The sequence below is a fragment of the Amycolatopsis coloradensis genome (assembly GCF_037997115.1).
Taxonomy (GTDB): domain Bacteria; phylum Actinomycetota; class Actinomycetes; order Mycobacteriales; family Pseudonocardiaceae; genus Amycolatopsis; species Amycolatopsis coloradensis_A.
Genome location: NZ_CP150484.1, coordinates 8,837,878 through 8,864,426 on the forward strand (window position 1 = coordinate 8,837,878; position 26,549 = coordinate 8,864,426).

At 67.0% G+C, this 26,549-nt stretch carries 31 protein-coding genes; 6 read left to right on the forward strand and 25 right to left on the reverse strand.

Annotation, left to right across the window (positions count from 1 at the left end; all coding sequences use genetic code 11):
• Positions 1-2: 2 nt before the first annotated feature.
• From rplE to rpsL, 18 genes are all read right to left on the reverse strand, one after another.
• On the reverse strand, positions 3-566 hold the full coding sequence (gene rplE, locus LCL61_RS41400; RefSeq protein ID WP_007031042.1) for a 50S ribosomal protein L5: 564 nt from the start codon (positions 564-566) through the stop codon (positions 3-5).
• A 2-nt stretch (positions 567-568) separates the two neighbouring features.
• Entirely contained in the window at positions 569-883 is a 315-nt protein-coding gene (rplX, locus tag LCL61_RS41405; RefSeq protein WP_005166786.1) for a 50S ribosomal protein L24, read from the reverse strand.
• 3 nt (positions 884-886) lie between these two features.
• Positions 887-1,255: a 50S ribosomal protein L14 gene (rplN, locus tag LCL61_RS41410; protein WP_005166785.1), complete on the reverse strand. Its 369-nt coding sequence runs from the start codon at positions 1,253-1,255 to the stop codon at positions 887-889.
• 95 nt (positions 1,256-1,350) lie between these two features.
• Complete coding sequence (gene rpsQ, locus LCL61_RS41415; RefSeq protein ID WP_007031041.1) at positions 1,351-1,632, reverse strand: 30S ribosomal protein S17; 282 nt, start codon at positions 1,630-1,632, stop codon at positions 1,351-1,353.
• Positions 1,629-1,877 (reverse strand): 50S ribosomal protein L29, encoded by a 249-nt coding sequence (gene rpmC, locus LCL61_RS41420; RefSeq protein ID WP_007031040.1) that lies wholly within the window; start codon positions 1,875-1,877, stop codon positions 1,629-1,631. Before rpmC ends, rpsQ begins: the two co-directional genes overlap by 4 nt.
• Positions 1,877-2,296, reverse strand: coding sequence for a 50S ribosomal protein L16 (rplP, locus tag LCL61_RS41425; protein ID WP_005166782.1), 420 nt, complete (start codon positions 2,294-2,296; stop codon positions 1,877-1,879). The genes rpmC and rplP overlap by 1 nt, the downstream gene beginning before the upstream one ends.
• Before the next feature lie 3 nt (positions 2,297-2,299).
• Positions 2,300-3,151, reverse strand: a complete 852-nt coding sequence (gene rpsC / locus LCL61_RS41430; protein WP_340684758.1) for a 30S ribosomal protein S3 — start codon at positions 3,149-3,151, stop codon at positions 2,300-2,302.
• Positions 3,151-3,567: a 50S ribosomal protein L22 gene (gene rplV, locus LCL61_RS41435; protein ID WP_005166780.1), complete on the reverse strand. Its 417-nt coding sequence runs from the start codon at positions 3,565-3,567 to the stop codon at positions 3,151-3,153. Before rplV ends, rpsC begins: the two co-directional genes overlap by 1 nt.
• Before the next feature lie 29 nt (positions 3,568-3,596).
• The gene (gene rpsS / locus LCL61_RS41440) at positions 3,597-3,878 is read right to left on the reverse strand and encodes a 30S ribosomal protein S19 (RefSeq protein WP_003102083.1); all 282 of its coding nucleotides are present in this window, start codon (positions 3,876-3,878) and stop codon (positions 3,597-3,599) included.
• A gap of 18 nt (positions 3,879-3,896) precedes the next feature.
• On the reverse strand, positions 3,897-4,730 hold the full coding sequence (gene rplB, locus LCL61_RS41445) for a 50S ribosomal protein L2 (RefSeq protein WP_005166779.1): 834 nt from the start codon (positions 4,728-4,730) through the stop codon (positions 3,897-3,899).
• A 16-nt stretch (positions 4,731-4,746) separates the two neighbouring features.
• Positions 4,747-5,058 (reverse strand): 50S ribosomal protein L23, encoded by a 312-nt coding sequence (rplW, locus tag LCL61_RS41450; protein ID WP_005166778.1) that lies wholly within the window; start codon positions 5,056-5,058, stop codon positions 4,747-4,749.
• Entirely contained in the window at positions 5,055-5,741 is a 687-nt protein-coding gene (rplD, locus tag LCL61_RS41455; protein WP_034304244.1) for a 50S ribosomal protein L4, read from the reverse strand. The genes rplW and rplD overlap by 4 nt, the downstream gene beginning before the upstream one ends.
• 2 nt (positions 5,742-5,743) lie before the next feature.
• On the reverse strand, positions 5,744-6,394 hold the full coding sequence (rplC, locus tag LCL61_RS41460; protein WP_007031036.1) for a 50S ribosomal protein L3: 651 nt from the start codon (positions 6,392-6,394) through the stop codon (positions 5,744-5,746).
• A 34-nt stretch (positions 6,395-6,428) separates the two neighbouring features.
• The gene (gene rpsJ / locus LCL61_RS41465) at positions 6,429-6,734 is read right to left on the reverse strand and encodes a 30S ribosomal protein S10 (protein WP_003102098.1); all 306 of its coding nucleotides are present in this window, start codon (positions 6,732-6,734) and stop codon (positions 6,429-6,431) included.
• A gap of 409 nt (positions 6,735-7,143) precedes the next feature.
• Positions 7,144-8,337 carry an elongation factor Tu gene (gene tuf, locus LCL61_RS41470; RefSeq protein WP_007031035.1) on the reverse strand — a complete coding sequence of 398 codons (1,194 nt, stop codon included), beginning with the start codon at positions 8,335-8,337 and terminating at the stop codon, positions 7,144-7,146.
• A gap of 124 nt (positions 8,338-8,461) precedes the next feature.
• Complete coding sequence (fusA, locus tag LCL61_RS41475; protein ID WP_034304237.1) at positions 8,462-10,561, reverse strand: elongation factor G; 2,100 nt, start codon at positions 10,559-10,561, stop codon at positions 8,462-8,464.
• A 63-nt stretch (positions 10,562-10,624) separates the two neighbouring features.
• Positions 10,625-11,095: a 30S ribosomal protein S7 gene (gene rpsG / locus LCL61_RS41480; protein ID WP_007031033.1), complete on the reverse strand. Its 471-nt coding sequence runs from the start codon at positions 11,093-11,095 to the stop codon at positions 10,625-10,627.
• Positions 11,095-11,469 carry a 30S ribosomal protein S12 gene (gene rpsL / locus LCL61_RS41485; RefSeq protein ID WP_003102113.1) on the reverse strand — a complete coding sequence of 125 codons (375 nt, stop codon included), beginning with the start codon at positions 11,467-11,469 and terminating at the stop codon, positions 11,095-11,097. The genes rpsG and rpsL overlap by 1 nt, the downstream gene beginning before the upstream one ends.
• A 694-nt stretch (positions 11,470-12,163) precedes the next feature.
• Here rpsL and LCL61_RS41490 point away from each other — a divergent pair.
• From LCL61_RS41490 to LCL61_RS41505, 4 genes are read left to right on the forward strand one after another with little or no spacing between them, the layout of a single operon-like run.
• The gene (locus LCL61_RS41490; RefSeq protein WP_340684759.1) at positions 12,164-12,742 is read left to right on the forward strand and encodes a YbaB/EbfC family nucleoid-associated protein; all 579 of its coding nucleotides are present in this window, start codon (positions 12,164-12,166) and stop codon (positions 12,740-12,742) included.
• Positions 12,739-13,071: a hypothetical protein gene (locus LCL61_RS41495; RefSeq protein ID WP_340684760.1), complete on the forward strand. Its 333-nt coding sequence runs from the start codon at positions 12,739-12,741 to the stop codon at positions 13,069-13,071. Before LCL61_RS41490 ends, LCL61_RS41495 begins: the two co-directional genes overlap by 4 nt.
• A 13-nt stretch (positions 13,072-13,084) precedes the next feature.
• Complete coding sequence (locus LCL61_RS41500) at positions 13,085-14,248, forward strand: hypothetical protein (RefSeq protein ID WP_340684761.1); 1,164 nt, start codon at positions 13,085-13,087, stop codon at positions 14,246-14,248.
• Positions 14,249-14,257: 9 nt separating this feature from the next.
• Positions 14,258-15,694 carry a hypothetical protein gene (locus LCL61_RS41505; protein ID WP_340684762.1) on the forward strand — a complete coding sequence of 479 codons (1,437 nt, stop codon included), beginning with the start codon at positions 14,258-14,260 and terminating at the stop codon, positions 15,692-15,694.
• A 4-nt stretch (positions 15,695-15,698) separates the two neighbouring features.
• Here LCL61_RS41505 and LCL61_RS41510 read toward each other — a convergent pair whose 3' ends face one another.
• From LCL61_RS41510 to LCL61_RS41535, 6 genes are all read right to left on the reverse strand, one after another.
• The gene (locus tag LCL61_RS41510) at positions 15,699-16,199 is read right to left on the reverse strand and encodes a GNAT family N-acetyltransferase (RefSeq protein ID WP_340684763.1); all 501 of its coding nucleotides are present in this window, start codon (positions 16,197-16,199) and stop codon (positions 15,699-15,701) included.
• A 53-nt stretch (positions 16,200-16,252) separates the two neighbouring features.
• Positions 16,253-16,504: a hypothetical protein gene (locus LCL61_RS41515; protein WP_340684764.1), complete on the reverse strand. Its 252-nt coding sequence runs from the start codon at positions 16,502-16,504 to the stop codon at positions 16,253-16,255.
• A 212-nt stretch (positions 16,505-16,716) separates the two neighbouring features.
• Entirely contained in the window at positions 16,717-16,950 is a 234-nt protein-coding gene (locus LCL61_RS41520; protein WP_340684765.1) for a hypothetical protein, read from the reverse strand.
• A 26-nt stretch (positions 16,951-16,976) separates the two neighbouring features.
• Positions 16,977-17,210, reverse strand: coding sequence for a hypothetical protein (locus LCL61_RS41525; protein WP_340684766.1), 234 nt, complete (start codon positions 17,208-17,210; stop codon positions 16,977-16,979).
• A 46-nt stretch (positions 17,211-17,256) separates the two neighbouring features.
• A complete protein-coding gene (locus LCL61_RS41530; RefSeq protein ID WP_340684767.1) occupies positions 17,257-19,017 on the reverse strand; it encodes a hypothetical protein in 1,761 nt (586 codons plus the stop codon).
• Positions 19,018-19,097: 80 nt separating this feature from the next.
• A complete protein-coding gene (locus tag LCL61_RS41535) occupies positions 19,098-20,942 on the reverse strand; it encodes a hypothetical protein (protein WP_340684768.1) in 1,845 nt (614 codons plus the stop codon).
• A gap of 816 nt (positions 20,943-21,758) precedes the next feature.
• Between LCL61_RS41535 and LCL61_RS41540 the strand changes: the two genes are divergently transcribed.
• Positions 21,759-22,178 (forward strand): permease, encoded by a 420-nt coding sequence (locus LCL61_RS41540; protein ID WP_425341970.1) that lies wholly within the window; start codon positions 21,759-21,761, stop codon positions 22,176-22,178.
• Positions 22,175-22,588, forward strand: a complete 414-nt coding sequence (locus LCL61_RS41545; RefSeq protein ID WP_340684769.1) for a hypothetical protein — start codon at positions 22,175-22,177, stop codon at positions 22,586-22,588. The genes LCL61_RS41540 and LCL61_RS41545 overlap by 4 nt, the downstream gene beginning before the upstream one ends.
• On the opposite strand, the gene LCL61_RS41550 is transcribed toward LCL61_RS41545, so the two are convergent.
• Complete coding sequence (locus tag LCL61_RS41550; RefSeq protein ID WP_340684770.1) at positions 22,561-26,472, reverse strand: DNA-directed RNA polymerase subunit beta'; 3,912 nt, start codon at positions 26,470-26,472, stop codon at positions 22,561-22,563. The two genes, LCL61_RS41545 and LCL61_RS41550, sit on opposite strands and share 28 nt — an antisense overlap.
• Positions 26,473-26,549 lie beyond the last annotated feature (77 nt).

Genomic DNA, 26,549 nt, shown 5'->3' on the forward strand with positions numbered 1-26,549 from the left:
ACTCAGTTCTCCTTGAACGGGAAGCCGAGCTTGCGAAGCAGCGCGCGGCCCTCGTCGTCGGTGTTGGCGGTGGTGACGACAGTGACGTCCATACCGCGCGGGCGGTCGATGGCGTCCGGGTCGATCTCGTGGAACATGGACTGCTCGTTGAGACCGAACGTGTAGTTGCCGTTGCCGTCGAACTGCTTCGGCGAAAGCCCGCGGAAGTCACGGATACGCGGCAGCGCGATGGTCAGCAGCCGGTCGAGGAACTCCCACATCCGGTCGCCGCGCAGCGTGACGCGCGCGCCGATCGGCTGGCCCTCACGCAGCTTGAACTGCGCGATGGACTTACGAGCCTTGCGAACCTCGGGCTTCTGCCCGGTGATCGCGGCCAGGTCGCGGATGGCGCCTTCGATCAGCTTGCTGTCACGGGCGGCGTCACCGACACCCATGTTCACGACGACCTTGACGACGCCCGGGATCTGGTGGACGTTCTCGAAGGAGAACTCCTGCTGGAGCTGCCCCTTGATCTCCTCGCGGTACCGCACCTTGAGGCGCGGGGCGATCTTCTCTGCGGTGGTCATGATCAGATGTCCTTACCGTTCCGGCGCGAGACCCGGACCTTCTTGCCGTCCTCGCCGATGCGGTAGCCCACCCGGGTCGGCTTGCCGTCGGAGTCGACGACCATCACGTTCGAGACGTGGATGGGCGCTTCCTGCGTGACGATGCCGCCGGACTGCGCGCCGCGCTGGGTCTGGGAGATCCGCGTGTGCTTCTTGATCCGGTTCACGCCCTCGACCAGCACGCGCTCGCGCTCGGGGTAGGCCTGGATGACCTTGCCCTTGGCACCCTTGTCCTTGCCGGCGATGACGACGACCGTGTCGCCCTTCTTCACCTTCATGCTCTACAACACCTCCGGCGCGAGCGAAATGATCTTCATGAACTTTCGGTCGCGCAGCTCGCGGCCGACCGGCCCGAAGATGCGGGTGCCGCGGGGCTCATTGTCGTTCTTGATGAGCACAGCAGCGTTCTCGTCGAAGCGGATGTAAGAACCGTCCGGACGACGGCGCTCCTTGCGCGTGCGAACGATGACGGCCTTGACGACGTCACCCTTCTTCACGCCGGCGGCCGGCATGGCGTCCTTCACGGTGGCGACGATGATGTCGCCGATGCCCGCGTAGCGCCGCCCCGAGCCACCGAGAACGCGGATGCAAAGGATCTCCTTCGCGCCCGTGTTGTCGGCAACCCGAAGCCGCGACTCCTGCTGGATCACGTCTACTCCTGTATGTCGCGCTGGTTCTCGCGTTCATCTTTCGATGTTTCAGCCGCGAGCCTTGCGGAACTAAGGGACTCCTTGAAGAGCCCTACTTACTTGGCCTTCTCCACGATCTGCACCAGACGCCAGCGCTTGGTCGCCGACAGCGGGCGGGTCTCCATCAGGGTGACCCGGTCGCCGACGCCCGCCTCGTTGTTCTCGTCGTGCACCTTGACCTTGCTGGTGCTGCGGAGAACCTTGGCGTAACGACGGTGCTTCTTGCGGTCTTCGAGCTCGACCACGATCGTCTTGTTCATCTTGTCCGAGACGACGTAACCCTCACGGACCTTGCGGTCGTTGCGGGGGGCCGCCTCAGCGTTGGGCTGCTCGCTCATGCGGCACCTTCACTCTCGGCGTCAGGGGAAACGGACAGGCCGAGTTCACGCTCGCGCATGACCGTGTAGATCCGCGCGATGTCCGTGCGGACGGTGCGCAGACGGCGGTTGTTGTCGAGCTGTCCGGTCGCCATCTGGAAGCGGAGGTTGAAGAGCTCCTCCTTGTATTCCTTCAGACGCAGAACGAGCTCTTCCGCGGTGAGCTCACGCAGCTCCGATGCCTGGGCGGCACCTGCCTTCGCCATCAGAACTCACCACCTTCACGGGTCACGATGCGGCACTTCATGGGCAGCTTGTGGATCGCGCGACGGAGCGCCTCACGGGCGGTCTCCTCGTTCGGGAACGAGATCTCGAACATCACGCGGCCCGGCTTCACGTTGGCGATCCACCACTCGGGCGAACCCTTACCGGAACCCATGCGGGTTTCCGCCGGCTTCTTGGTCAGCGGGCGGTCCGGGTAGATGGTCGTCCACACCTTGCCGCCACGCTTGATGTGACGCGTCATGGCGATACGAGCGGACTCGATCTGCCGGTTGGTCACGTAGCTGTGCTCAAGCGCCTGGATGCCGTACTCGCCGAAGTTCACCTTCGTACCGCCCTTGGCGGCACCGTGGCGCTTCGGGGAGTGCTGCTTCCGGTGCTTGACCCTGCGCGGGATGAGCACGTGTCAGCCCTCCGTCTTTTCTGCAGTCTCAGCAGCCGGGGCCTCGGTGGCCGCGGGGGCGGCGTCGTCGCTCTTGGCGGCGGCGGCGGCCCGGCCGGCTTCGGTCGAGGTCGGCGTCGTGCCCGACGAGCCGGAACGGCGCGGTCGGGACGGACGGTCACCACGGTCACGGCGCGGGGCACGCTCGGCGGCCGCGGCGGCGTCACGCGCCTCCTTGGCCTTGAGGCCACCCACGAGCTCGCCCTTGTAGATCCACACCTTCACGCCGATGCGACCGAACGTCGTCTTGGCCTCGAAGAAGCCGTAGTCGATGTCGGCACGCAGCGTGTGCAGCGGGACGCGGCCATCGCGGTAGTGCTCGGAGCGGGACATCTCGGCACCGCCGAGACGACCGCCGCACTGCACGCGGATGCCCTTGACCTGCGGCGAACGCATGGAGGTCTGGATCGCCTTGCGCATCGCGCGGCGGAACGCCACACGGTTGCTCAGCTGCTCCGCGACACCCTGAGCGACGAGCTGGGCGTCGGCCTCGGGGTTCTTGACCTCGAGGATGTTCAGCTGGACCTGCTTGGCGGTCAGCTTCTCCAGCGCGCCACGGATGCGGTCGGCCTCCGCGCCGCGACGGCCGATGACGATGCCCGGCCGGGCGGTGTGGATGTCGACGCGGACCCGGTCACGGGTGCGCTCGATCTCGACCTTCGAGATCCCGGCGCGCTCCATGCCCGTGGACAGCAGCTTCCGGATCTTGACGTCCTCGGCCACGTACTCCGCGTACTGCTTGTCGGCGTACCAACGCGACTTCCAGTCCGTGGTGATACCCAGGCGGAAGCCGTGCGGGTTGATCTTCTGGCCCACTACCGGCCACCTGCCTTCTTCTTGCCCTGTGCCTTCTTGGCCTCGGCCTTCGGACGCGACTCCACCTCGACGGTGATGTGGCTGGTCCGCTTGCGGATCCGGTACGCGCGGCCCTGGGCCCGCGGACGGATGCGCTTGAGGGTCGGGCCCTCGTCGGCGTAGGCGTTCTTGACCCAGAGGGTGTCCGGGTCGAGATCGAGGTTGTTTTCGGCGTTGGCCACGGCGCTGGCGAGCACCTTCGCGACCGGCTCGCTTGCCGCCTGCGGGGCGAACTGGAGCACGGCCAAGGCGTCGGCGGCGCTACGTCCCTTGATCAGCTCGATCACCCGGCGCACCTTGGTAGGCGAGTCCCGGACGAAGCGAGCCCGCGCGTAAGCCGTCGGCAGAGCCTCGGCCACGTCGTTCTGGGCGTTCATCGCTAGCTTCCTTGTTCTCTCGTGCCCGCTCAGCGGCGGCGCGACTTGCGGTCGTCCTTGATGTGGCCCTTGAAGGTCCGAGTCGGCGCGAATTCGCCCAACTTGTGACCCACCATCGCCTCGGTGACGAACACCGGGACGTGCTTGCGGCCGTCGTGCACCGCGATCGTGTGACCCAGGAAATCCGGGATGATCGTGGAACGACGCGACCACGTCTTGATCACGGTCTTCTTGCCCGACTCGTTGAGAGCGTCCACCTTCTTGAGCAGGTGGTCGTCCACGAAGGGGCCCTTTTTGAGGCTACGTGGCATGTTCTTCTACCTCCCTGCTCAGCGCTTCTTGCCGGTACGCCGGCGGCGGACGATCATGGCGTCGGAGGCCTTGCGGCGGCGGGTGCGGCCTTCGGGCTTTCCGTTCGGGTTCACCGGGTGGCGACCACCGGAGGTCTTACCCTCACCACCACCGTGCGGGTGGTCGACCGGGTTCATGACGACACCACGGACGGTGGGGCGCTTGCCGCGCCAGCGGTTACGGCCCGCCTTGCCCCAGTTGATGTTGGAGTGCTCGGAGTTGCCGACCTCGCCGATGGTGGCGCGGTTGCGCACGTCGACGTTGCGGATCTCGCCCGACGGGAGACGAAGCTGGGCGTACGGCCCGTCCTTCGCCACCAGCTGCACCTTGGCACCGGCGGACCGCGCCATCTTCGCGCCGCCACCGGGGCGGAGCTCGATCGCGTGGATCACGGTGCCGACCGGGATGTTGCGCAGCGGCAGGTTGTTACCCGGCTTGATGTCGGCACGGGGGCCGTTCTCGACCGTGTCACCCTGCTTGAGCTTCTCCGGGGCGATGATGTAGCGCTTCTCGCCGTCGGCGTAGTGCAGCAGCGCGATACGAGCGGACCGGTTGGGGTCGTACTCGATGTGCGCGACCTTGGCGGGAACGCCGTCCTTGTCGTTCCGGCGGAAGTCGATCAGCCGGTACGCACGCTTGTGGCCACCGCCCTTGTGCCGGGTGGTGATCTTGCCGCTGGAGTTACGGCCGCCGGACTTGCTCAGCGGACGCAGCAGCGACTTCTCCGGGGTGGACCGAGTGATCTCGGCGAAGTCGGAGACGCTGGAACCGCGACGACCCGGAGTCGTCGGCTTGTACTTGCGGATGCCCATGTGTCAGCTCAGTCCTTTACGCGGTGGGTCCGCCGAAGATCTCGATCGGCTTGCTTTCAGCCGAAAGAGTCACGATGGCGCGCTTGGTGTCCTTGCGCTTGCCGAAGCCGGCGCGAGTCCGCTTACGCTTGCCCTGGCGGTTGGCCGTGTTGACGCTGACCACCTTGACGCCGAACACCTTCTCGACCGCGATCTTGATCTGGGTCTTGTTGGCGTCCGGGCGGACGATGAACGTGTACTTGTGGTCCTCGAGCAGCCCGTAGGACTTCTCGGAGATCACCGGCGCGAGCAAGATGTCGCGGGGATCGGGGATGGCGATCGCACTCACTGCTCGTCACTCCCTTCAACCTCGCTCGACCGAGCCGAAGCCTTCGCGCCCTTGCCCCGGACGGGGCCGGCGACGAACACGTCGTAAGCGGCCTTGGTGAACACCACGTCGTCGTTGACCAACACGTCGTAGGTGTTGAGCTGGTCGGGCGTGATGATGTGGACCTCGGCCAGGTTCCGCAGCGAGTTCCAGCTCAGCTCGTCGTCGCGGTGCAGCACCACGAGAACGCGCTTGGCCTGGGTCACCGCGGCGATGGCGGCCTTGGCGGACTTGGTGGACGGCTTCTCGCCGGTCACCAGTTCGGTGACGACGTGCAGCTGTCCGGCGCGGGCCCGGTCGGAGAGGGCGCCACGGAGGGCGGCGGCCTTCATCTTCTTCGGGGTGCGCTGGGTGTAGTCACGCGGCGTGGGGCCGTGGACGACGCCACCACCGGTGAACTGCGGCGCACGGGTCGAACCCTGGCGGGCGCGGCCGGTGCCCTTCTGGCGGTACGGCTTCTTGCCACCACCGCGGACTTCACCGCGGGTCTTGGTGTCATGCGTGCCCTGGCGCGCGGCGGCCAGCTGGCCCACCACGACCTGGTGCATGAGGGGCACGTTGGCCTGCACGTCGAAGATCTCCGAGGGGAGCTCGACCGTGCCGTCGGCTTTACCGGCCGGGGTCTTCAGCTCGACGCTGGTCATGTTCAGTTACCACCCTTCGCGGCGCTGCGAACGAACAGCAGGCCGCCCTTGGGACCGGGCACGGCGCCCTTGATCAGCAGCAGGCCGTCCTCGGCACGCACCGCGTGCACGGTCAGGTTCTGCGTGGTGACCCGGTCGTTGCCCATCCGGCCCGCCATGCGCAGGCCCTTGAAGACGCGGCCCGGGGTGGCGCAGCCACCGATCGAGCCGGGCTTGCGGTGCACGGCCTGGGCACCGTGGCTCGCGCCCTGGCCCTTGAAGCCGTGACGCTTCATGACACCGGCGTAGCCCTTGCCCTTGCTGGTACCGGTCACGTCGACCTCGATACCGGCCTCGAACACCTCGGCGGTGATCTCCTGGCCGACCTCGTAGGTCTCGGCGTCGGTGGTACGCAGCTCGGCAAGGTAACGGCGCGGGGTCACGCTCGCCTTGTCGAAGTGGCCGGTGCGCGGCTTGTTCACCCGGCGCGGGTCGACCGCGCCGAAAGCCAGCTGCACGGCCTTGTAGCCGTCGTTCTCCTGGGTCCGAACCTGGGTGACCACGTTCGGCCCGGCCTGGACGACGGTCACCGGGACGACCCGGTTGTTCTCGTCGAAGACCTGGGTCATGCCGAGCTTGGTGCCCAGGATGCCCTTCACTTGCCTGTCAGACATGAGTCTCTTACTCTCCGCCGCTCGCCAGCCGCTGCTACTGGATGTTGACGTCGACGCTCGCCGGCAGGTCGATGCGCATGAGCGCGTCGACCGTCTTCGGCGTCGGGTCGAGGATGTCGATCAGACGCTTGTGCGTGCGCATCTCGAAGTGCTCGCGCGAGTCCTTGTACTTGTGCGGCGAGCGGATGACGCAGTAAACGTTCTTCTCGGTGGGCAGCGGCACCGGCCCGACAACACGGGCGCCGGTGCGCGTGACCGTCTCGACGATCTTGCGCGCCGAGGTGTCGATCGCCTCGTGGTCGTAGGCCTTGAGCCGGATGCGGATCTTCTGTCCCGCCATGGTGGCTGCTCGTTCCTTGTCGTCTCGTGCCGCTTTTGTCTTTTCAAACCTCAGTCTGACTGAGGTTTTCCCAGTTCAACGGCCCTGTCCCCGGTCCACGCGGTCGGGCGTGTCGAGCCCGACGCACAGACGGATCCCGCGGGATCTTCGTCTTGCCTGGTCTTCCTCAACGTGAGGAGGCATCGAGCCGGCGGAAATGCTTGATCGCCGTCTCAAACACCCTTGCCCGCTAGCCTCACCCGAAGGAAGTGCTCCGCGGACCGTGGCCGCTCATACTAGGGCGGCCGGAACCCGTTTTCCGAAGAAGTACGAGTTCGGCCGCCCCAGGACGAGCAACCTGAATAGTGTCGCACACGTGATTTGACGCCTTGAACCCGGGGGTGTATCAGACCCCCGGGTCGGCGTTAAATCACTTGATGATCTTGGTGACCTGGCCGGCGCCCACGGTCCGTCCACCCTCACGGATGGCGAAACGCAGACCCTCGTCCATGGCGACCGGCTGGATCAGCACGACGCTGATGTCCGTGTTGTCGCCCGGCATGACCATCTCGACACCCTCCTTGAGGGTGACGACGCCGGTCACGTCCGTGGTACGGAAGTAGAACTGCGGGCGGTAGTTGTTGAAGAACGGGGTGTGACGGCCACCCTCGTCCTTCGACAGGATGTAGACCGAGCCCTCGAACTCCGTGTGCGGGGTGGTGGTGCCCGGCTTCACGACGACCTGGCCGCGCTCGACGTCCTCGCGCTTGATACCGCGGACCAGCAGACCGACGTTGTCGCCGGCCTCACCCTGGTCGAGCAGCTTGCGGAACATCTCGACACCGGTGACGGTGGTCTTGGTCGACTTCTCCTTGATGCCGACGATCTCGACCTCTTCGTTCACGTTGACGCGGCCACGCTCGATACGGCCGGTCACGACCGTGCCACGGCCGGTGATCGTGAAGACGTCTTCGATCGGCATCAGGAACGGCTTGTCGAGCTCGCGCACCGGGTCCGGCACGTTCTCGTCGACGGCTTCCATCAGCTCGAGAACGCTCTCGCCCCACTTGGCGTCGCCCTCGAGGGCCTTCAGGCCGGAGACCTTGATGACCGGAGCGTCGTCACCCGGGAAGTCCTGGGAGGACAGCAGCTCGCGGACCTCGAGCTCGACGAGCTCCAGGATCTCCTCGTCGTCGACCATGTCGGCCTTGTTCAGCGCGACCACGATGTAGGGCACGCCGACCTGCTTCGCGAGCAGCACGTGCTCACGGGTCTGCGGCATCGGGCCGTCGGTCGCCGCGACCACGAGGATCGCGCCGTCCATCTGCGCCGCACCGGTGATCATGTTCTTGATGTAGTCCGCGTGACCGGGGGCGTCCACGTGGGCGTAGTGACGCTTCTCGGTCTGGTACTCGACGTGCGAGATGTTGATCGTGATACCGCGCTGCTTCTCTTCCGGCGCGTTGTCGATCTGGTCGAACGCCGAAGCGGTGTTCAGCTCGGGGTACTTGTCGTGCAGAACCTTGGTGATCGCCGCGGTCAGAGTGGTCTTACCGTGGTCGACGTGACCGATGGTCCCGATGTTGACGTGCGGCTTGGTCCGCTCGAATTTCGCCTTCGCCACTGGAATGTCCTCCTGGACTGTTTTGCTTACTCACCGGCCAACGTGGCTGTCGGACGGGGATTCGTTTCTTGACGGATGCTGCGGACGTTCAGGAGTGTTCCTTATGCCCGCGAGCGGACGGGAACTACTCCCCCGTCGCCTTCGCGATGATTTCCTTCGCGACGTTCGCGGGAACCTCGGCGTAGGAGTCGAACACCATGGAGTAGTTGGCACGTCCCTGCGTACGCGAACGCAGGTCGCCGACGTAACCGAACATCTCCGACAGCGGGACCAGTGCCTTGACGACACGGGTACCGGCGCGCTCCTCCATGGCCTGGATCTGGCCACGGCGGGAGTTGAGGTCGCCGATCACATCGCCCATGTAGTCCTCGGGCGTGGTGACCTCGACGGCCATCAGCGGCTCGAGGATGACCGGACCGGCCTTCTTCGCGGCTTCCTTCATCGCCATGGAGCCGGCGATCTTGAAGGCCATTTCCGAAGAGTCGACCTCGTGGTACGCGCCGTCCAACAAGGTGAACTTCAACCCGACGAGCGGGTAGCCGGCCAGCACGCCGTACTGCATGGCGTCCTGTGCGCCCGCGTCGACCGACGGGATGTACTCCCGCGGCACGCGGCCACCGGTGACCTTGTTGTCGAACTCGTAGAGGGCACCGTCGGTGGACTCGAGCGGCTCGAGCTTGACGATGACCTTCGCGAACTGACCGGAACCACCGGTCTGCTTCTTGTGCACGTAGTCGAGCTTCTCGACCGTCTTGCGCACCGTCTCGCGGTAGGCGACCTGCGGCTTACCGATGTTCGCCTCGACCTTGTAGTCGGACTTCATGCGGTTGACCAGCACCTCGAGGTGCAGCTCGCCCATACCGGCGATGATCGTCTGGCCGGTGTCCTCGTCCAGGTTGACCTGGAACGTCGGGTCCTCTTCGGCCAGCTTCTGGATCGCCAGGGACAGCTTCTCCTGGTCGGCCTTGGTCTTCGGCTCGATCGCGACGCGGATGACCGGCGCCGGGAACGTCATCGACTCGAGGACGACCGGGTTCTGCGGGTCGGCGAGGGTGTCACCGGTGGTGGTGTCCTTCAGGCCGATGACCGCGTAGATGTGGCCCGCCTGGGCCTCGTCCACCGGGTTCTCCTTGTTGGAGTGCATCTGGAAGAGCTTCCCGATGCGCTCCTTGCGCTCCTTGGTGGCGTTGATCAGCTGCGCGCCGGAGGCGACCTTGCCCGAGTACACCCGGATGTAGGTCAGCTTGCCGAAGAACGGGTGCGCGGCGATCTTGAACGCCAGAGCGGAGAAGGGCTCCTCGGTCGACGGCTTGCGCGACACGACGGTCTCGCCGTCGGGCAGCGTGCCCTCGACGGCCGGGACGTCCAGCGGCGACGGAAGGTAGTCGATGACCGCGTCGAGCATGGGCTGGACGCCCTTGTTCTTGAACGCGGAACCGGTGAGCACCGGGTACGCCTCGCGGTTCACGGTGAGCTTCCGGATACCGGCCTTGATCTCGGCCTCGGTCAGCTCCTCGCCCTCGAGGAACTTCTCCATCAGGGAGTCGTCGGTCTCGGCGATGGCCTCGACCAGCTTCTCCCGGTACTCGGCCGCCTTGTCGGCGAGCTCGGCCGGGATCTCCTCGACGGCGTAGTCCTCGCCCTTCTGGACCTCGCCGCGCCAGGTCAGCGCCTTCATGCGGACCAGGTCGACGACGCCTTCGAACTCGTTCTCGGCGCCGATCGGCAGCTGGATGACCAGCGGGCGGGCGCCGAGGCGCTCCTCGATGGTGCGGACGGTGAAGTAGAAGTCCGCGCCGAGCTTGTCCATCTTGTTGACGAAGCAGATACGAGGAACCTCGTACTTGTCCGCCTGACGCCAGACCTGCTCGGACTGCGGCTCGACACCCTCCTTGCCGTCGAAGACGGCGACGGCACCATCGAGCACGCGGAGCGAACGCTCCACCTCGACGGTGAAGTCGACGTGGCCCGGGGTGTCGATGATGTTGATCTGGTGATCGGCCCAGAAAGTGGTGGTGGCAGCCGAGGTGATGGTGATACCCCGCTTCTGCTCCTCCTCCATCCAGTCCATGGTGGCGGCGCCATCGTGGACTTCACCGATCTTGTAGTTGACCCCGGTGTAGAACAGGATCCGCTCGGTGGTGGTGGTCTTACCGGCGTCGATGTGGGCCATGATGCCGATGTTGCGGACCTTGTTCAGGTCGGTCAGCACTTCACGTGCCACGAGAGTGTTCCCCTGTCTCAAAATTGGGGCCCGGCAAGGCTTGGATCGGCAGCCGGGCGGTCATCACCAGCGGTAGTGCGCGAAGGCCTTGTTGGACTCGGCCATCTTGTGCGTGTCCTCACGCCGCTTCACGCTGGCGCCGAGGCCGTTGCTCGCGTCGAGGAGTTCGTTCTGCAGACGCTCGATCATGGTCTTCTCGCGACGGGCCTGCGAGAAGGAGACCAGCCAGCGAAGCGCGAGGGTCGTCGAGCGGCCCGGCTTGACCTCGATCGGCACCTGGTAGGTGGCACCACCGACGCGGCGGCTCTTCACCTCGATGGTGGGCTTCACGTTGTCGAGGGCGCGCTTCAGCGTGACGACCGGGTCGGTGCCGGTCTTCTCGCGAGCACCTTCGAGGGCGCCGTAGACGATGCGCTCGGCCAGGGACCGCTTGCCGTCCTTCAGCACCTTGTTCACCAGCTGGGTGACCAGCGGGGATGCGTAGACGGGGTCAGAGATCAGCGGCCGCTTCGGGGCCGGACCCTTGCGGGGCATTAGCTCTTCTCCTTCTTCGCGCCATACCGGCTGCGCGCCTGCTTACGGTTCTTGACACCCTGGGTGTCGAGCGAACCGCGGATGATCTTGTAACGGACACCCGGCAGGTCCTTCACACGACCACCGCGCACGAGCACCATCGAGTGCTCCTGCAGGTTGTGGCCTTCACCGGGAATGTAGGCGGTGACCTCGATGCCGCTGGTCAGCTTCACACGAGCGACCTTGCGAAGCGCCGAGTTCGGCTTCTTGGGGGTTGTGGTGTACACGCGAGTGCACACGCCACGCCGCTGCGGGCTCCCCTTGAGGGCCGCGGTCTTCTGCTTGGCAGCCTTGTCCTGGCGGCCCTTACGGACCAGCTGCTGGATCGTGGGCAATGGACCAGCTTTCTGTTCGCGATCTTGCTACTACGTGTTGTCTCCGGCCCCCGCGGTCGGGCGTGTCGGCCCGCGTCACGGTCTTGCGACCGGTAACTTCCCGTAGGGATTTTCCGTCGGATCCCGCGTGGGCGAAGCCTTTGGACCGGATGCCTGAGCACCCCGTCCATGCCGCACGGCACACGGGACGGCCCGACGCCTGCCGGGCACGGTCTCCAAAGATACCCGGCCACTTCCGGACCGGCCAAATCGGGGGGTCGATAACTATATCGTGCCGGGCGTCATGCCGCGGCGACCCTGATGGAACGGCGTTTCGGGCCGGTTCTCCATCCCGGCCCCCGCCATCGCCCTCACCGGAGGCGCTGCGCGCACGGCCTTCATTCCTCGTCGGGCTTGGCGTGGTCCGCCCGGCCCGGATGCGGGTCCCGGGAGAGGTCGATCAACGGATGTACGGGTGCCCCCTCCGGCGCCGCGTGACTCCCCCGCCTGGGTTCTTCGCTGCTTTCCTTCTGCTCGGCGTCCACGACGCCTCCCCTCGTTCGTACTGATACCGCCCTGCTCGGCGGACCACGCTACCTATTCCCCTATCGGGTGAGCCGGATGGATCCGGAAAGCACACCATCGCGTCAGACCCGTGAATAGGTCACGATGGCCGCGGTGATAGCGGTCACACGCACTTGCACGGGGAGGCTCCATGTCGGCCGAGTTCGAACAGCTGGTCGCCGAGTTCGAGAAATTCCAATCCAAGATCAAACAGGCCGAGACGCAGTTCGCGAAGGTCGGCGAGATGCAGGGCGAACTGGCGGAACTGGAGTCGGTGGCGACGTCGCCGGACCGCTCGGTCACCGTCGTCGCGGGGCCCGGCGGGTCCGTGAAGGACATTCGTCTCAGCCCGGAAGCCCTTCGGCAGCAACCACAACAGCTCGCCGCCGCCATCCTGTCCACTTTGCACACCGCGGTGGCCGACGCGGCACGGAAGCAGGCGGGGATCGTCGACGCGCGGTTCGGCGGGGCCTTCCATCTGAACGTCGAAGAACAGGTCCTCGAAGCCCAAGCGGAAGCGCTGGGAACCACGGCGGACGATCTGCGGTCTCAGATGTCGGAGGAGCCACCACAGAACACCGCGCGCCGCCCTCGGAACGAAGACGACTTCAGCGAGGAGACGGTGCTCCGGCGGTCGGACGAACCGACTCCCGGGCCGGCGCCGTCCGGCGGGAACTCGGCCGGTGACCAGTTCCTCAAGAACCTGTTCGACGAGGAGGATCACCGATGACCGGACCAGGCGGGCACGCGGTCAAGACGCAGGCCTTGACCGACTACGCCAACAAGCTCGGCTATTACAAGGACGAGGCAGGCAAATTCGGCGATCTCGTCGACCAGGCGGACGTCACGGACAAGTCGTGGGGCCTGATCGGGCTCGCGGTGAAGCAGACCTACACCGGCAAACTCGCCGACCTGCGTGAGCTCCTCGAGCTGATGAAGACCGGGGTCGACTCGTTCTCCGGGAAGATGACCCAGGCGGCGTCGATCTACAACGGCTTCGAAAACGACGCGACGATCACCCTGGGGAAGTACGAAGCCAAGATCGACGGACCGAAGTGAGCTGGGGGACGGCATGACCGACGAGAAGGCGAGCATCGCCGCCGGCGTCAAGATCACGGGTGACGACAGCTTCGGCAAGAACGCACTCGACGCGGCGAAGAAGGTGCCGATCGCGGGCAAGGGCGTCACCACCGTCGCCAACGCCTACGAGAAGTTCAGCACCGCGCAGGGCCCCGGCGACCTGGTGGCCGCCGGCGGGCAGCTGGTACAGGACGGCGCCGGGTTCATCGCGGGGGCCGGCGCGGATCTCGCGAGCTTCGTGCTCGACCCGGTCGGCTGGCTGGTCAGCAACGGCCTCAACATCCTGATCGAGCTGATCCAGCCGCTGCAGGACGCGCTGCACTTCGTCACGGGTGACGGCCCGGCGCTCAAGACCGCGGCGGGCAACTTCGGCAACATCGCCAAGGGCTTCGTCACGCTGGCCGACGACTTCGTCAAGACCGGCGACGAGTCCCTAAAGGACTGGGTGGGCGACGCGGGCGACGCCGCCAGGAACGCGCTCGGCGACTTCGCCGTCGGCATCAAGGGCATCGGCAACAGCGCCGGGACGGTGGCCGAGACGCTGCAGATGTGGTCGATGGTGATGACCGTCATCGAAGAGGTCGTCAAATCGATCATCTCCGAGCTGGTCACCTGGGCCATCTACATCTGGCTGCCCGCGCTGGCCGCTTCGGTGGTGAGCCTCGGCTCGTCGGTGGCCGCCGCGATGACCGCGACGATCGCCAAGGCCGCGAGCGCGATGGGCAAGATCACCAAGCACCTCGGCAAACTCGGCAAGCTGCTCGACAAGTTCATGGGCTTCATGCTCAAGTGGACCGACGACCTGGTCAAACAGGGTTCGAAGCTGACGAAGGCCGGCAAGGTCGGGATGACCCCCGGCCAGGAGAAGGCGATCGTCGGCGCGTTCGCGAAGGGCTCCGGGACTCAGCTGGGCACCTTCGGCGACGCCGCGAAGGACGTCCTCAAGGGTGTGCCGAACCAGGCGATCAAGCAGGTGGTCGGGGTCAACCCCAGCGATCTGTCGAAGGGTTCGGCCTACCAGGGCAAGGCGGCGTTCGACTTCGCGAACAAGGCCATCGACAACACCAGGAACACCACGACCGCGCAGGAGTACGGCCGGACCGGCGGTCGCCACAGCGAAGAGGAGACGCGCGAGAACCTCGACATGGACCAGTAGGGTCGCCCGATGGACGATCAGCTGGCCGGGCCGTGGCTCATCGCCGGTGGATACACCGTGGCCCTGGTGCTGTTACTGCTCGGCGGCCGGTTCGACGGACGGCGGCCGACCGCGGCCGCCGTCAGCTACGCGCTCTGCGGGATCCTCGTCTCCGAGACGTCGCTGTACTGGCTCTCGGCGGGGTCCGGCAGCGCGGTGCCCGGCTGGCTGTGGTTCGCGTTCCCCCTGGTCATCGCGGCTCTGGCGGCCTGGCGGGGGTATCGGCAGAAGACGTGGATCGGCAGGCTCGACGGATCCGGTGAGCCTAGCTTCGGCGTACTCCCCTCGCGGGGGATCGCCGTCACCCACGCGTCGCCCGAGTCGGTGGTGACCGCGGTCGAGTTCGACCACAACGGGCACCGTCTGCTCGGGGTCGAGTACCGGCTCGGCGGCTCGGCGGACTTCCCGGAACTGGCCAGGACAGCTGACCTGACCGATGGGACGTACGCCCTGATCCAGCTTCGGACGCCGGTCGTGCCGTCGGTCGTCATCACCCCCGCGACGGGTGCCTTCGAGCCGGAGCGGTTCACTCCGCTGGAGGACGCCCGCATCACGCGGAACACCGTCGGGGCGCCGAAGCCGGATGCCCTGCTGCAGCGGTTCGAGACCGGCACGGAGTTCGGCCGCCGGTTCACCGTGACGACGTCCGATCCGGAGTTCGCCGAGGCTCTTCTCTCCCCCGGCGTCCGCGCGCTGTTCGAAGGCGATCCGTGGTTCCGGGTCCGCGAAGTCGCCTTCCACGGCGGTTCACTGTGGACCTCCGAAGCCGGGACGCTGACCGAAGAGATGATGTTCGCCGACTCGCGCCGTCTGGCCGTCCTGGCGTCCGAAGTGGACTGGGAAGACGCGGACTTTCGTTCGGTGGCGGCCGCGTCCGACACCAGCGACGCCGGCTGGCTCGGCGGACGGCGAGGCCCGCTCGCCGGGCTCCGCGGTCCGCTCAACCGGCGCCGGGAAACGGCCGGACGACAGCCGCTGTCGACGCTGTCGCTGGTCGCGCGCACGGTCGTCGCGCTCGCCCTGGTGCTGCCTGGGCTGGCGCTCGCGGTGAACTCACTGACCGCGCTGACCGGGCTCGCCCCCGAGGCGCGGCTCACCGTGACCGCGACGCTGCGGGCGGAGGCGAGCACTTCGAGCTGCACCAGCTGCGGCAACGGCAACCTGGTGGACGGCACCTACGAACTCGACGGCGAGACGCACGAGGTGAAGGACCTGCGGTGGATGTCCTTCGGAACGTTCCCGGAGCGGGGTGACGTCGTCGACATCGCCGTGACGCCGCTGTGGTGGCATCCGCTGATCGAGGGCAAGGACACCGGCGTCTTCCTGCTGCTGATCGGGCTGGCGCCCGTCCTCGCCGGTGCCCTCCTCGCCAAGGCGACCTTCGCCCCGCGCCCGCGTCGCGTTTAGCGGGCTAAACGCGATCCGGCACCGCCGGGGCCAGGGACTTCGCGAAGTAGTGGTGCGCGTAGGGGTCGTCGTTGAAGGGCTCGACCGTCTCGTAGCCGAGGCGTGCGTACAGAGCCCTCGCCTCGACGAGATCGTCTCGGGTGTCGAGGCGGATCAGCGTGGCCCCGAGGCCGCGGGCGACGTCCTCGGCGGCGGCCACGAGCAGCGCCGCGCCGCCTTTGCCGCGCTCGGACTTCCGCAGGAAGACGCGTTTGAGTTCGGCGGTGTCGGGCGCGACGACCCGGAGACCGGCACAGCCGGCCAGCACCCTGTCCCGTCGCGCGAGGAGGAAGGCACCTGTCGGCGGGACCATGTCGCGGCTGTGGTTCTCCTCGAGCAAGACGTCGAGCTCCTCTTCGGTGACCTGGCGCTCGTAGTAGCGCGACGCGATCTCGTCCAAGTACTCGCGCAGCAGCTGGGCGGCGTCCGGGTGATCGACGGGGGTGACTTCGAAGCTCCAGGTCATGGCTACATTCTGCCCATCGTGGCCACCGGTTTTCGCTGGGCGCCGGATCGCGATTAGGGGGCTAAACGCAGGTCAGGAGGGGCGAGGCGGCCGGCACACGTGGCGACCTCTCCGGGGGCCGACTTCTCCGAGGTGACGACGGCGCCGCCCACGGCCACCCGGCATTCGACGGCGCCCTCGCCCTGCCCCATCAGCTGGGCGGTCGGCGGCGTGCCGGTGTTCTTCCACGTGAGCTCCTTGCGCCACGGCAGCGACACCTGCAGCTCCTGGTGCACGAGCCCCAGCCCGTTCGAGTCATAGACCACGGTCGCGGTCCCCGCCCGGCGAGCTCGTACGCGATCCGCCAGTCGTTCGACACCGGCTGCGGCTGTGCCTGGCTGAGCGTCCGCGTGATCGTGCGGTCCGGTCCCCGCGACGGCGCGGCCTCGGTCGGCTCGCCGACCACGGCCACGGTCTCGGCCTGCGGTTCCTCACCGAAAGCGGCGGCGCGGCCCCGGGAGCCGCGCCGCCGCGGAAGTCAGGACGGCAGCAGCCGGCCGGGGACGCCGTTGAGCGACTGGACGAGGCCCAGCACCGGGACGCCGAGCGGCGCGAACGTCCAGATGTTGTGGAGGTCGCTCGTGTCGGGTTCGTCGACGACCACGACCTCGTTCGGGGCGTCCTGCGCGGCGAGCGCCGGAGCGGCCGAGCCGAGCACGACGAGGCCGGCGAGCGCGGCGCCGGTGACCACGCGGACGAAGGTCTTCTTCATGAGATTCTCCTTTGTTGGTAACGGTTTTACGAAATCGGCGTGATGATCCCGTAGATCGGGGCGAGGAGGTCGGTGGGCACGGGGACGGTCGGTCCGAGCAGTCCGCCGAGGTCGAGGCCGGGGATCAGCCAGACCGCGGGGTCGCCGCCGCCGGTGGGCAGACCCGGCAGCGGGTCGGCCGAGGCGACGCCGCCGGCGAGTCCGGACAGCGCGCCCGCGACGGCGAGCGGCAGCAGCACACGGGCCGCGATTCGCTTCATCTCTACTCCCTTTTTCCTTACCGCTGCTGGAATCGAGCGGAATCCTTCACCGCAGTACCGAGCTGACCGGCACGATCGTGCCGTCGGGGATCCATTGCCCCGCGTAGTTCCGGTCGGCGATCATCCCGACGGCGTGCGGTTCGCCCGGGTACATCGGCATCGCGTTGACCTGGGCCGCCGCGAAGATCTGGACGTCGCCGTTGATCGACCTCCACTGCTCGCCCAGCCAGCTCCGGAAGCCGCCGAGCGTGGGACTTTCGCCACCGAAGGCGTCGCCCGCCGCGACGGCGAAGCTGACGGCGACCTGCTCACGCGGGTCGAATCTCAGCGGCACCGAGGAGCTCGCGACGGAGTTGACGATCGGCCCGTTCAGCAGCCAGGGCGCCAGGTACAGGCCGTATTGATGGGTCGGCTTGAGCCGCTGGGACTCGGCCGCGCGGGTCATCGCCGTGTAGCCGCCCGCCCAGCCGGACACGACGACCAGCGCGGTGTTCGGGCCCGCCTCGGTCTGCACCGGCAGACCGAAACGCGCGGCGGTCTCGCGGACCAGCTTCGCGGCGGCCACGCTGCGCGGCGAGGTGTCCTCGACGAGGGTGAGCGCGGACGGCTTGCGTCCGGCGAGGAATTCGACGAGTTTGACGAGAGAACCGCTGTCCTCACTGGAAAGCGCGTCCGCCGGGCATGAGGTGAGGGCTTCACGGCGATCGGCGATCAGGCCGCCCAGTGCCGCCGAAGCGCACTCGGGCGCGTCCGCGTCCTCGATGGCGGGGCCTGGCTCCTCCCCCGCGTCGACCTCGATCTTCGTCTTCTCCTCGCCGCGGCTGATGACCAGGTCGCTCCGCCCCCTCGGCAGGTCGACCTCGCCCCAGGTGCCCTCGGCGCCGGGCCGCACGATGGCCTTGCCGATCAGGCCGCCTTCGATTCCGGCGGACAGGTCTCCTCCCGCGCTCGCGGGGAAATGGACGAGGTTCTTGCCGGGCCGCTGCGGGCTCACCAGTACGGGGAACCGCTGCTCGCCGAGGGCCGCGTCGGCGAGCAGCGCGACACCGGGAACCGGGAGCTCGGGCGGTTCGGGAATGGCCGCGAGGGCGCTCCAGGCGACGAATCCGACGGCCACGGCTGCCGCGCCGAACCGATAGGCACGCGTGGATTCTCTGTCCGAGAGGAAGAAACCCGCGACGACGGTGGCGACGATCGGCAACAGCGCGATCACCAGCAACGTGAGCCCGAAGAGCGTGCCGTAGATCCGGCGATCGAACCCGAGACCGGAGGAGAACAGCTGGACCGCGCCCGCGACGACGAGAACTCCGCCCAGTGTCAGGGAAAGTGGGCCGAGCCGGAAGGTCGTCTGGCGCCATTGCTCCGCGGGTACCCAGACGGAGTGAACGGTGACGCCGAACCACAAGGCCGCGGCCGCGACGTAGACGGTGTCGATGGCGAATTCGACGCCTGTCCGCCCGAGCGAGGTTTCGAGCACCACCAATGCGGCGAGCGCGAGGGCCGCCCAGCGGCCCGCCGACGGACGGCGGATCAGGACGGGAATGGCCAGCGCGAGCACGAGATGCACGATCAGCGCGATGACGTTGACGTCGGTCGCGAAGGCGGAAACCGCGGCGAGCGCGGCGGAAAGCCCGCCGAGTACGGCGATGGTGAGCCGAAGCCGTCGGGGCAGCTCACCCACCAGCGGGCGCAGGATCCCTGTGCCGGCAAGGAAAGCGGTCGCCAGCAGAAGTCCGAGCCGGAGCAGGACGAGGGCGATGTCGACTCCGGTCGAACCCGAACTCGCCGGGATGACGTGGTGATCCATGGGAGCTTCTCCGAACAGATCGGCGGAGCCGTGGGTGGCGGGGTGCGCCCGCCACCCACGACCTTCCGCGCCGAGCAGGGTTACTTGAGATCCGCGTCCGCCACGACGAACAGTTCGGAGTGCGGCTTGGCGTTGCCGAAGGACCCGTGCGGCCAGGTCTTCCGGTTGAAGTTGATCCCGACCTGTCCGGTGAACTCGTCCCGGAAGTTCTGGTCGACCACGACCTTCCCGTCCTCGCCGAGGTCCAGCAGGTTGACCTTGTGGTCACCGTCCAAACCGGACCGTGCGACGAAGTAGTTCGACACCGCGAGGTGCTGCGGCTTGTCGGTTTCGTGGTAGTAGCCGTCGTCGCCGAGCACGAAGTTGTCGTACGCGCCCCAGTGCGGGCCGCCGCCGGGCGTGCCAGGGTTGATCGGCGCCGCGCCGACGACGGCCGGCAGGTCGCCGCCACCGCCCTGCTGGGACTTCTCCTTCGTGTCGATCCGGCCCTTGATGTTCTCGACCTTGTCGCCCGCGGCGACCAGCTTCTGGATGTCGAGGACGTACACGCCGCCGGTGGTGCCGGGGTCGTGCGGGCCGAGCGCGCCCTTGGAGCGTCCGGTGATCGCGCGGTAGAGGTACTTGTCGTCGGGGCTGGTCTGGATCCAGCCGCCGTTGGAGCCACCGCCGTTGGAGTCGTTGTCCGGGTGGATCGCCTTGTTGGCGGCGCCGTCGTCGAACACCTGGATCCAGTGAGGTTCCTTGGCGGTGATGTCCGGTGTGTAGAACACCGCGCCGCCCTGCATGGTCTGGGCGAAGGCGCCCTTGTGGCCGGGCAGGTTGGTCACCGTGGTCTCCATGACCGCGCGGCTTTCCGCGTGCAGCGGGTCCGCGGGATCGGCGCGAGGACCGTCCGGCAGGTACGAGACCGCCTTGAGTTTCGGCTTGTTGCGGTCGGAGATGTCCCACGTGCGGACGGTCGGCCGCCGCAGATACGGCGACGGCTGCTTCACCGGGTCGAGGATGATGTTCCGCGGCTCGGCGTAGTCACTGGTGACCAGGGTGTTGAGGTCCTCACGGGCTTGGATGCCGTGCGGGTTGGCGCAGGTCGGCTTGTCCAGTTGCGGGAGGTTGTCGCACAGCTTCTTGTTGTCACCCTGCGGCGTGGCCGCCGGGGACTCCGACAGCACCTGCGCGTTCTGGTCGAAGCGGACGACCTCGCCGGGACTACCGGCGAAACCGTTGCCCACCACGGTGGAACCGTTGGCGTAGGTGTGCGGGCCGGGCACGACCGGGCCGCCCATGTAGGTGCCGTAGGCGGTGCCGTCCTTGAGCACCCAGTACGCGTCCGGCACTGAGCCGCCGAGGGTCTGTGTCGGGAGACTGACGCCCTTGAGCTTCAGTTGCGGCAACGCGGAGACGTCGAAGGCGTACGTCGCGGCGGCGAATAGCGCGCCGGCGTAGATCGTGTCTCCCTTGTGCCACACGTACTGCATATGGTGCGGCTCGTTCTCGACGAGCGGCCCGACGGTGGCGGTGTTGACGACCTTGCCGTACGTCGGGGAACCCTGCGTCGCGTCGATCACGGCGAGGAAGTCCGGACCGGGCAACGCGTTCTTGATCTTGTTCAAGCCGCCACCGAGCGAACCCGGCAGGTTCTTGATGTCCTTGACCAGGGTGTCGGCGATGTTCTCGTCACCGGCCCAGACCAGCAGCCACTTCTTGCGCTTGCCGTCCGCGCTCCGGGACGCCGCGACGTCCTTGGACACCAGGTGGTTCTGGACCCAGTACTCCTTGCCGTCGGCAGCCTTCTTCGCATCCTTGACGACCTGGACGTCGGCGTAGGCGGTCGTCGTGGAGCCGGTATAGGTCACCGTGCCCACGGCGAGCGCCACCGACAAGGCGCCGATCACCACTTTTCGCCACTTTGGCGAGCTGGATAGCATTCTTTCTCCCTGTTTTCGCTACCGAAGCGCCAGACAATTGGCACACCTCTCCCTTTTCGCGCAGGCGTCACCGGCACGGATAAAAGGGAAAGCAATCAACCGCCGGTTCCAGCGGGGAACCGTTGCGGCACAGCGGAAAGTGTCAGCGCGCAAAGATCAGGCGCATCCGTTTCGGATACGCGGATTCGCCTACGACGCGACCAGCCCGGAATAGGTCAGAAATCCATACACAGCGCGCTTGCCTGCTGCCGCAAGTCAACGTGCCGGCGCCACACCAAGGCGACTGGGGATTGCATGGGCGAAATACTCGTGTGAAGCCGATGGAGTGTCAATCTCGCGATCAAAGAATGGGACATGCCACGACAGGGTGAATTTCCCACGATGCGGATGGGCCATTGAGCTGAACGGGTGACGGTTTTCCGAACGCTGGGAATCAGGACACCTGGCGGCACTACCGCAGGTCACAACGGACCAGTAACCCGCATCCGGCACGACTGCGGCCGTTATGGTTTCGTTATGCTTTCTGGGAACTCTGCCACTTCGCGGGACCCACGAGGCGGCACACTTCGAAGATCTCCCTCTCGGCGCAGGCGATCCGATACCGGATGGCCCGGACAACACGATCGACATGGGCACCGGCACGACTGCTTGGACACGTTCTCGCACACCGACGACCCGCCGGCCCCGGCGTGCGAGACTCGCGGCGGCCGAAACCCGGAACTCGCCGAGGCGTGGGGGCACCCTTCCCGAACACCTACTGACCTGCGGCCCCGCCCGCCGGATCGCGATTAGGGGGCTAAACGCAGGTCGGGCGGCGTGTGGGGCGGCGTATGGGCAGATCGCGTTCAGCCCGCTAAACGCAAGTGCCACCGGATCGCGTTTAGCGGGCTAAACGCGATCCGGAGATCGGNGGCGGCCGCGACGCTCAACGTCCTGATCCCCGGCCGCTGGCTCCAGACCGTCGCGGACCATCCGCTGCTCGGTGTCCTCGCGCTGTCCCTGCTGGCGGTCCTGTTGTCGATCTGCAGCGAAGCGGACGCCTTCGTCGCCGCCTCGCTGAGCCAGTTCTCCCTCACCGCCCGCCTGGCGTTCCTCGTGGTCGGGCCGATGGTCGACCTGAAGCTGTTCGCCATGCAGGCCGGCACCTTCGGCAGGCGGTTCGCCGCCCGGTTCGCGCCCGCCACGTTCGTGGTCGCGCTCGGTTGCGCGGTCGTGACCGGGACGGTGCTCTGGTGAACCGGACCGCCGCGACCGTCGTGCTGCTCCTGCTGGGCGCGGCCGTGGTCAAGGTCTGCTTGACCGGCCAATACCTGCGTTATGTCAAGGAAGGGCTGTGGCCGTTCCTGCTCGCGTCCGGTCTCCTGGTCCTGGTGCTGGCGGCGACGAACCGCCATCGTCATCCGAAAGTGGCCTGGCTGCTCCCTCTTCCGGTTCTCGCCTTGCTGTTGGTCGCCCCGCAGCCGCTCGGCAGCTACGCGGCGGGCAACGCGGGCACTGCGCTAAGCCGATCCGACGAATATCCGGCACTGCCCGACGGCGACCCGGTGAAGGTGACCGTCCTGGACTACGCCTCCCGCGCGGTGTTCGACGAGGGCCCTTCTCGTGGATTTCGCTTCGGTCAGCGGAAGTCGCGGCCGAAGTCGTAGTCGTCCAGCGGCACCGCGGCGCCCGGCGTGGAGCCGAACACATCCGGGGTGTAGTAGCCGTCGTCGTAGGACGGGATCGCGTAAGCGGCGACCCGCGCCTCCTCGGTCGGCTGCACCTGGATGTTGCGGTACTTGTTGATCCCGGTACCGGCCGGGATCAGCTTACCGATGATCACGTTCTCCTTGAGGCCCACGAGCTTGTCCGAGCGGCCGTTGATGGCCGCGTCGGTCAGGACACGCGTCGTCTCCTGGAACGAGGCCGCCGACAGCCACGAGTCCGTGGTCAGCGAGGCCTTCGTGATCCCCATCAGCACCGGACGACCCGAGGCGGGCTCGCCGCCCTCGGCGACCGATGCCCGGTTCTTCGCCTCGAACTTGGTCCGCTCGGGCAGCTCGCCCGGCAGGAAGTCCGTGGCACCGGAGTCGATGATCGTCACCCGGCGCAGCATCTGCCGGACGATGACCTCGATGTGCTTGTCGTGGATCGACACACCCTGCGCCCGGTACACCTTCTGGACCTCGTCCACCAGGTGCATCTGCGCCTCGCGCGGTCCCATGACCCGCAGGACCTCGTGCGGGTCCGGCGTGCCTTCGAGCAGCTGCTGACCGACGTTGACGCGGTCACCGTCGCCCAGCGGGCCGTTCGGGGTGTTCGCGAGCCGCTGACGCTTGGACAGCTTGTCGAAGACGATCTCTTCGCTGCCGTCGTCCGGGATCAGCGTGATCTTCCAGAACCGCTCGCTTTCCTCGATGCGCACACGGCCATCGACGTCGGCGATCGGCGCCTTGCCCTTCGGGACCCGAGCCTCGAACAGCTCCTGGACACGGGGCAGACCGGTCGTGATGTCGTCACCGGCGACACCACCCTGGTGGAACGTACGCATCGTCAGCTGCGTACCCGGCTCACCGATCGACTGGGCCGCGACGATACCCACGGCCTCGCCGACGTCGACGAGCTGACCGGTCGCCATGGACCGGCCGTAGCAGGTGGCGCAGATACCGACGGCCGACTCGCAGGTCAGCACCGAACGCACCTTGACCTTGGAGATCCCGCTCGAGATGAGCTTGTCGATCGCCGGGTCACCGATGTCGTCACCGGCGTTGAGCACGACGTTGCCCTTGGCGTCGACCGCGTCGGTCGCCAGATTCCGCGCGTACACGCTGGTCTCGACGTGCTGGTCGCGCAGGACCTTGCCATCGCCGATGTCCTCGCCGATCGGCATGTTGATACCGCGAGTGGTGCCACAGTCGATCTCGCGGACGATGACGTCCTGCGACACGTCCACCAGACGACGGGTCAGGTAACCCGAGTCGGCGGTACGGAGCGCCGTGTCCGCCAGACCCTTACGGGCACCGTGCGTCGCGATGAAGTACTCCGCCACCGACAGGCCTTCACGGAAGTTGGCCTTGATCGGACGCGGGATGTACTCACCCTTCGGGTTCGACACCAGACCACGCATACCGGCCAGCGACCGGACCTGCGTCATGTTGCCCGCCGCGCCCGACTTCACGATCATCGCGATCGGGTTGTCGTCCGGCAGCGCCGTCTCCATGATCTTGTGGACCTCTTCGGTGGCCTGCGTCCACACCTTGACGAGCTCGTTGTTGCGCTCGGCGTGCGACAGCTGACCACGCTGGTACCGCTTCTCGACCTGGTCGGCCTTGCCTTCGTACTCGTCCAGAATGGCCTTCTTGCCTGCCGGGACGAGCACGTCGGAGATCGCGACCGTGACACCCGAACGGGTCGCCCAGTAGAAACCGGCGTCCTTCAGGCGGTCCAGGGTCTGCGCGACCTGGGTCATCGAGTAGCGCTCGGCGAGGTCGTTCACGATCGCGGCCTGACGCTTCTTCGGCATCGGCTCGTTGATGAACGGGTAGTCCGCCGGCAGCAGCTCGTTGAACAGCACACGGCCCAGGGTGGTCTCGGCCAGCCACGCCTTGCCCGGCTCCCAGCCCTTCTCCGCGAGCGCCGCTTCGTCCGCCTTGGCGGGCTGACGGTCGGTGATGCGGATCTTGATCGGGGCGTGCAGGCTCAGCGCCTTGCGGTCGAACGCCATGATCGCCTCAGCGGGCGACGAGTACGCGTTGCCCGCGCCGTCGGCGTTCTCGTTCAGGCGGGTCAGGTGGAACAGACCGGTCACCATGTCCAGACGCGGCATGGCGAGCGGACGACCCGACGCCGGCGAAAGGATGTTGTTCGCCGACAGCATCAGGATGCGGGCCTCGGCCTGCGCCTCCGCGGACAGCGGGAGGTGCACGGCCATCTGGTCACCGTCGAAGTCCGCGTTGAACGCTTCACAGACCAGCGGGTGCAGCTGGATGGCCTTGCCTTCGACCAGCTGCGGCTCGAAGGCCTGGATACCGAGGCGGTGCAGGGTCGGCGCACGGTTCAGCATCACCGGGTGGCCGGTGATGACCTCTTCGAGCACGTCCCACACCTGCGGACGCGACCGCTCCACCATCCGCTTGGCGGACTTGATGTTCTGCGCGTGGTTCAGGTCGACCAGCCGCTTCATGACGAACGGCTTGAACAGCTCGAGCGCCATGTCCTTCGGCAGACCGCACTGGTGCAGCTTCAGCTGCGGACCGACGATGATGACCGAACGGCCGGAGTAGTCGACACGCTTGCCGAGCAGGTTCTGACGGAACCGGCCCTGCTTGCCCTTGAGCAGGTCGGACAGCGACTTCAGCGGGCGGTTACCGGGACCGGTGACCGGGCGGCCGCGGCGGCCGTTGTCGAACAGCGCGTCGACGGCCTCCTGCAGCATCCGCTTCTCGTTGTTGACGATGATCTCGGGCGCGCCGAGGTCGATCAGCCGCTTCAACCGGTTGTTCCGGTTGATGACCCGGCGGTAGAGGTCGTTTAGGTCGGAGGTGGCGAACCGGCCACCGTCGAGCTGGACCATCGGGCGCAGGTCCGGCGGGATCACCGGGACGGCGTCGAGCACCATGCCGCGCGGGTCGTTGCCGGTGGCCTGGAAGGCCGCGACGACCTTGAGCCGCTTCAGCGCGCGGAGCTTCTTCTGCCCCTTGCCGTTGCGGATGGTGTCGCGCAGGCTCTCGGCCTCCGCGGCGACGTCGAACTCGGTGGCCAGCTTCTGGATGGCCTCCGCGCCCATGCCGCCGGTGAAGTACTCGCCGTAGCGGTCGACGAGCTCGCGGTAGAGCAGCTCGTCGGCGATCAGCTGACGGGTGTCGAGCTTCGTGAAGGTCGTCCAGACCTCCTCGAGACGGTCCAGCTCGCGACCGGCGCGGTCACGCAGCTGACGCATCTCGCGCTCGCCGCCTTCCTTGACCTTGCGGCGGACGTCGGACTTGGCGCCCTCCGCCTCCAGCTCGGCCAGGTCGGCTTCCAGCTTCTGCGCCCGTGCCTCGATGTCCGCGTCACGCTTGGTCTCGAGGTTCTTGCGCTCGACACCGATCTCGTTCTCGAGGGTCGGCAGGTCGTTGTGCCGCAGCTCGGTGTTCACACCGGTGATCACGTAGGCCGCGAAGTAGATGATCTTCTCGAGGTCCTTCGGCGCCAGGTCGAGCAAGTAGCCCAGGCGGGAGGGAACACCCTTGAAGTACCAGATGTGGGTGACGGGAGCGGCCAGCTCGATGTGGCCCATCCGCTCACGACGCACCTTGGCGCGGGTGACCTCGACGCCACAGCGCTCGCAGATGATGCCCTTGAAGCGGACCCGCTTGTACTTACCGCAGTAGCACTCCCAGTCCCGGGTCGGGCCGAAGATCTTCTCGCAGAAGAGGCCGTCCTTCTCAGGCTTGAGCGTCCGGTAGTTGATGGTCTCCGGCTTCTTCACCTCGCCGAAGGACCACTGACGAATGTCGTCGGCGGTGGCGAGGCCGATGCGGAGCTCATCGAAGAAGTTGACGTCCAGCACGTCTTTACATCCCCTTGGGGTTGATGCGACTAGAGGAGTTGGCGAGCGGAGGCGGGAGCCCACGGGACGCAGGCTCC

What these genes read in the sequence shown, in the direction of transcription:
- rplE (WP_007031042.1), bottom strand. Translation starts at nt 566, where the DNA reads ATGACCACCGCAGAGAAGATCGCCCCGCGCCTCAAGGTGCGGTACCGC.
- rplX (WP_005166786.1), bottom strand. Translation starts at nt 883, where the DNA reads ATGAAGGTGAAGAAGGGCGACACGGTCGTCGTCATCGCCGGCAAGGAC.
- rpsQ (WP_007031041.1), bottom strand. Translation starts at nt 1,632, where the DNA reads ATGAGCGAGCAGCCCAACGCTGAGGCGGCCCCCCGCAACGACCGCAAG.
- rpmC (WP_007031040.1), bottom strand. Translation starts at nt 1,877, where the DNA reads ATGGCGAAGGCAGGTGCCGCCCAGGCATCGGAGCTGCGTGAGCTCACC.
- rplV (WP_005166780.1), bottom strand. Translation starts at nt 3,567, where the DNA reads ATGAACGCCCAGAACGACGTGGCCGAGGCTCTGCCGACGGCTTACGCG.
- rpsS (WP_003102083.1), bottom strand. Translation starts at nt 3,878, where the DNA reads ATGCCACGTAGCCTCAAAAAGGGCCCCTTCGTGGACGACCACCTGCTC.
- rplB (WP_005166779.1), bottom strand. Translation starts at nt 4,730, where the DNA reads ATGGGCATCCGCAAGTACAAGCCGACGACTCCGGGTCGTCGCGGTTCC.
- rplD (WP_034304244.1), bottom strand. Translation starts at nt 5,741, where the DNA reads ATGACCAGCGTCGAGCTGAAGACCCCGGCCGGTAAAGCCGACGGCACG.
- rplC (WP_007031036.1), bottom strand. Translation starts at nt 6,394, where the DNA reads ATGTCTGACAGGCAAGTGAAGGGCATCCTGGGCACCAAGCTCGGCATG.
- rpsJ (WP_003102098.1), bottom strand. Translation starts at nt 6,734, where the DNA reads ATGGCGGGACAGAAGATCCGCATCCGGCTCAAGGCCTACGACCACGAG.
- rpsG (WP_007031033.1), bottom strand. Translation starts at nt 11,095, where the DNA reads ATGCCCCGCAAGGGTCCGGCCCCGAAGCGGCCGCTGATCTCTGACCCC.
- LCL61_RS41490 (WP_340684759.1), top strand. Translation starts at nt 12,164, where the DNA reads ATGTCGGCCGAGTTCGAACAGCTGGTCGCCGAGTTCGAGAAATTCCAA.
- LCL61_RS41495 (WP_340684760.1), top strand. Translation starts at nt 12,739, where the DNA reads ATGACCGGACCAGGCGGGCACGCGGTCAAGACGCAGGCCTTGACCGAC.
- LCL61_RS41500 (WP_340684761.1), top strand. Translation starts at nt 13,085, where the DNA reads ATGACCGACGAGAAGGCGAGCATCGCCGCCGGCGTCAAGATCACGGGT.
- LCL61_RS41505 (WP_340684762.1), top strand. Translation starts at nt 14,258, where the DNA reads ATGGACGATCAGCTGGCCGGGCCGTGGCTCATCGCCGGTGGATACACC.
- LCL61_RS41510 (WP_340684763.1), bottom strand. Translation starts at nt 16,199, where the DNA reads ATGACCTGGAGCTTCGAAGTCACCCCCGTCGATCACCCGGACGCCGCC.
- LCL61_RS41520 (WP_340684765.1), bottom strand. Translation starts at nt 16,950, where the DNA reads ATGAAGAAGACCTTCGTCCGCGTGGTCACCGGCGCCGCGCTCGCCGGC.
- LCL61_RS41525 (WP_340684766.1), bottom strand. Translation starts at nt 17,210, where the DNA reads ATGAAGCGAATCGCGGCCCGTGTGCTGCTGCCGCTCGCCGTCGCGGGC.
- LCL61_RS41530 (WP_340684767.1), bottom strand. Translation starts at nt 19,017, where the DNA reads ATGGATCACCACGTCATCCCGGCGAGTTCGGGTTCGACCGGAGTCGAC.
- LCL61_RS41535 (WP_340684768.1), bottom strand. Translation starts at nt 20,942, where the DNA reads ATGCTATCCAGCTCGCCAAAGTGGCGAAAAGTGGTGATCGGCGCCTTG.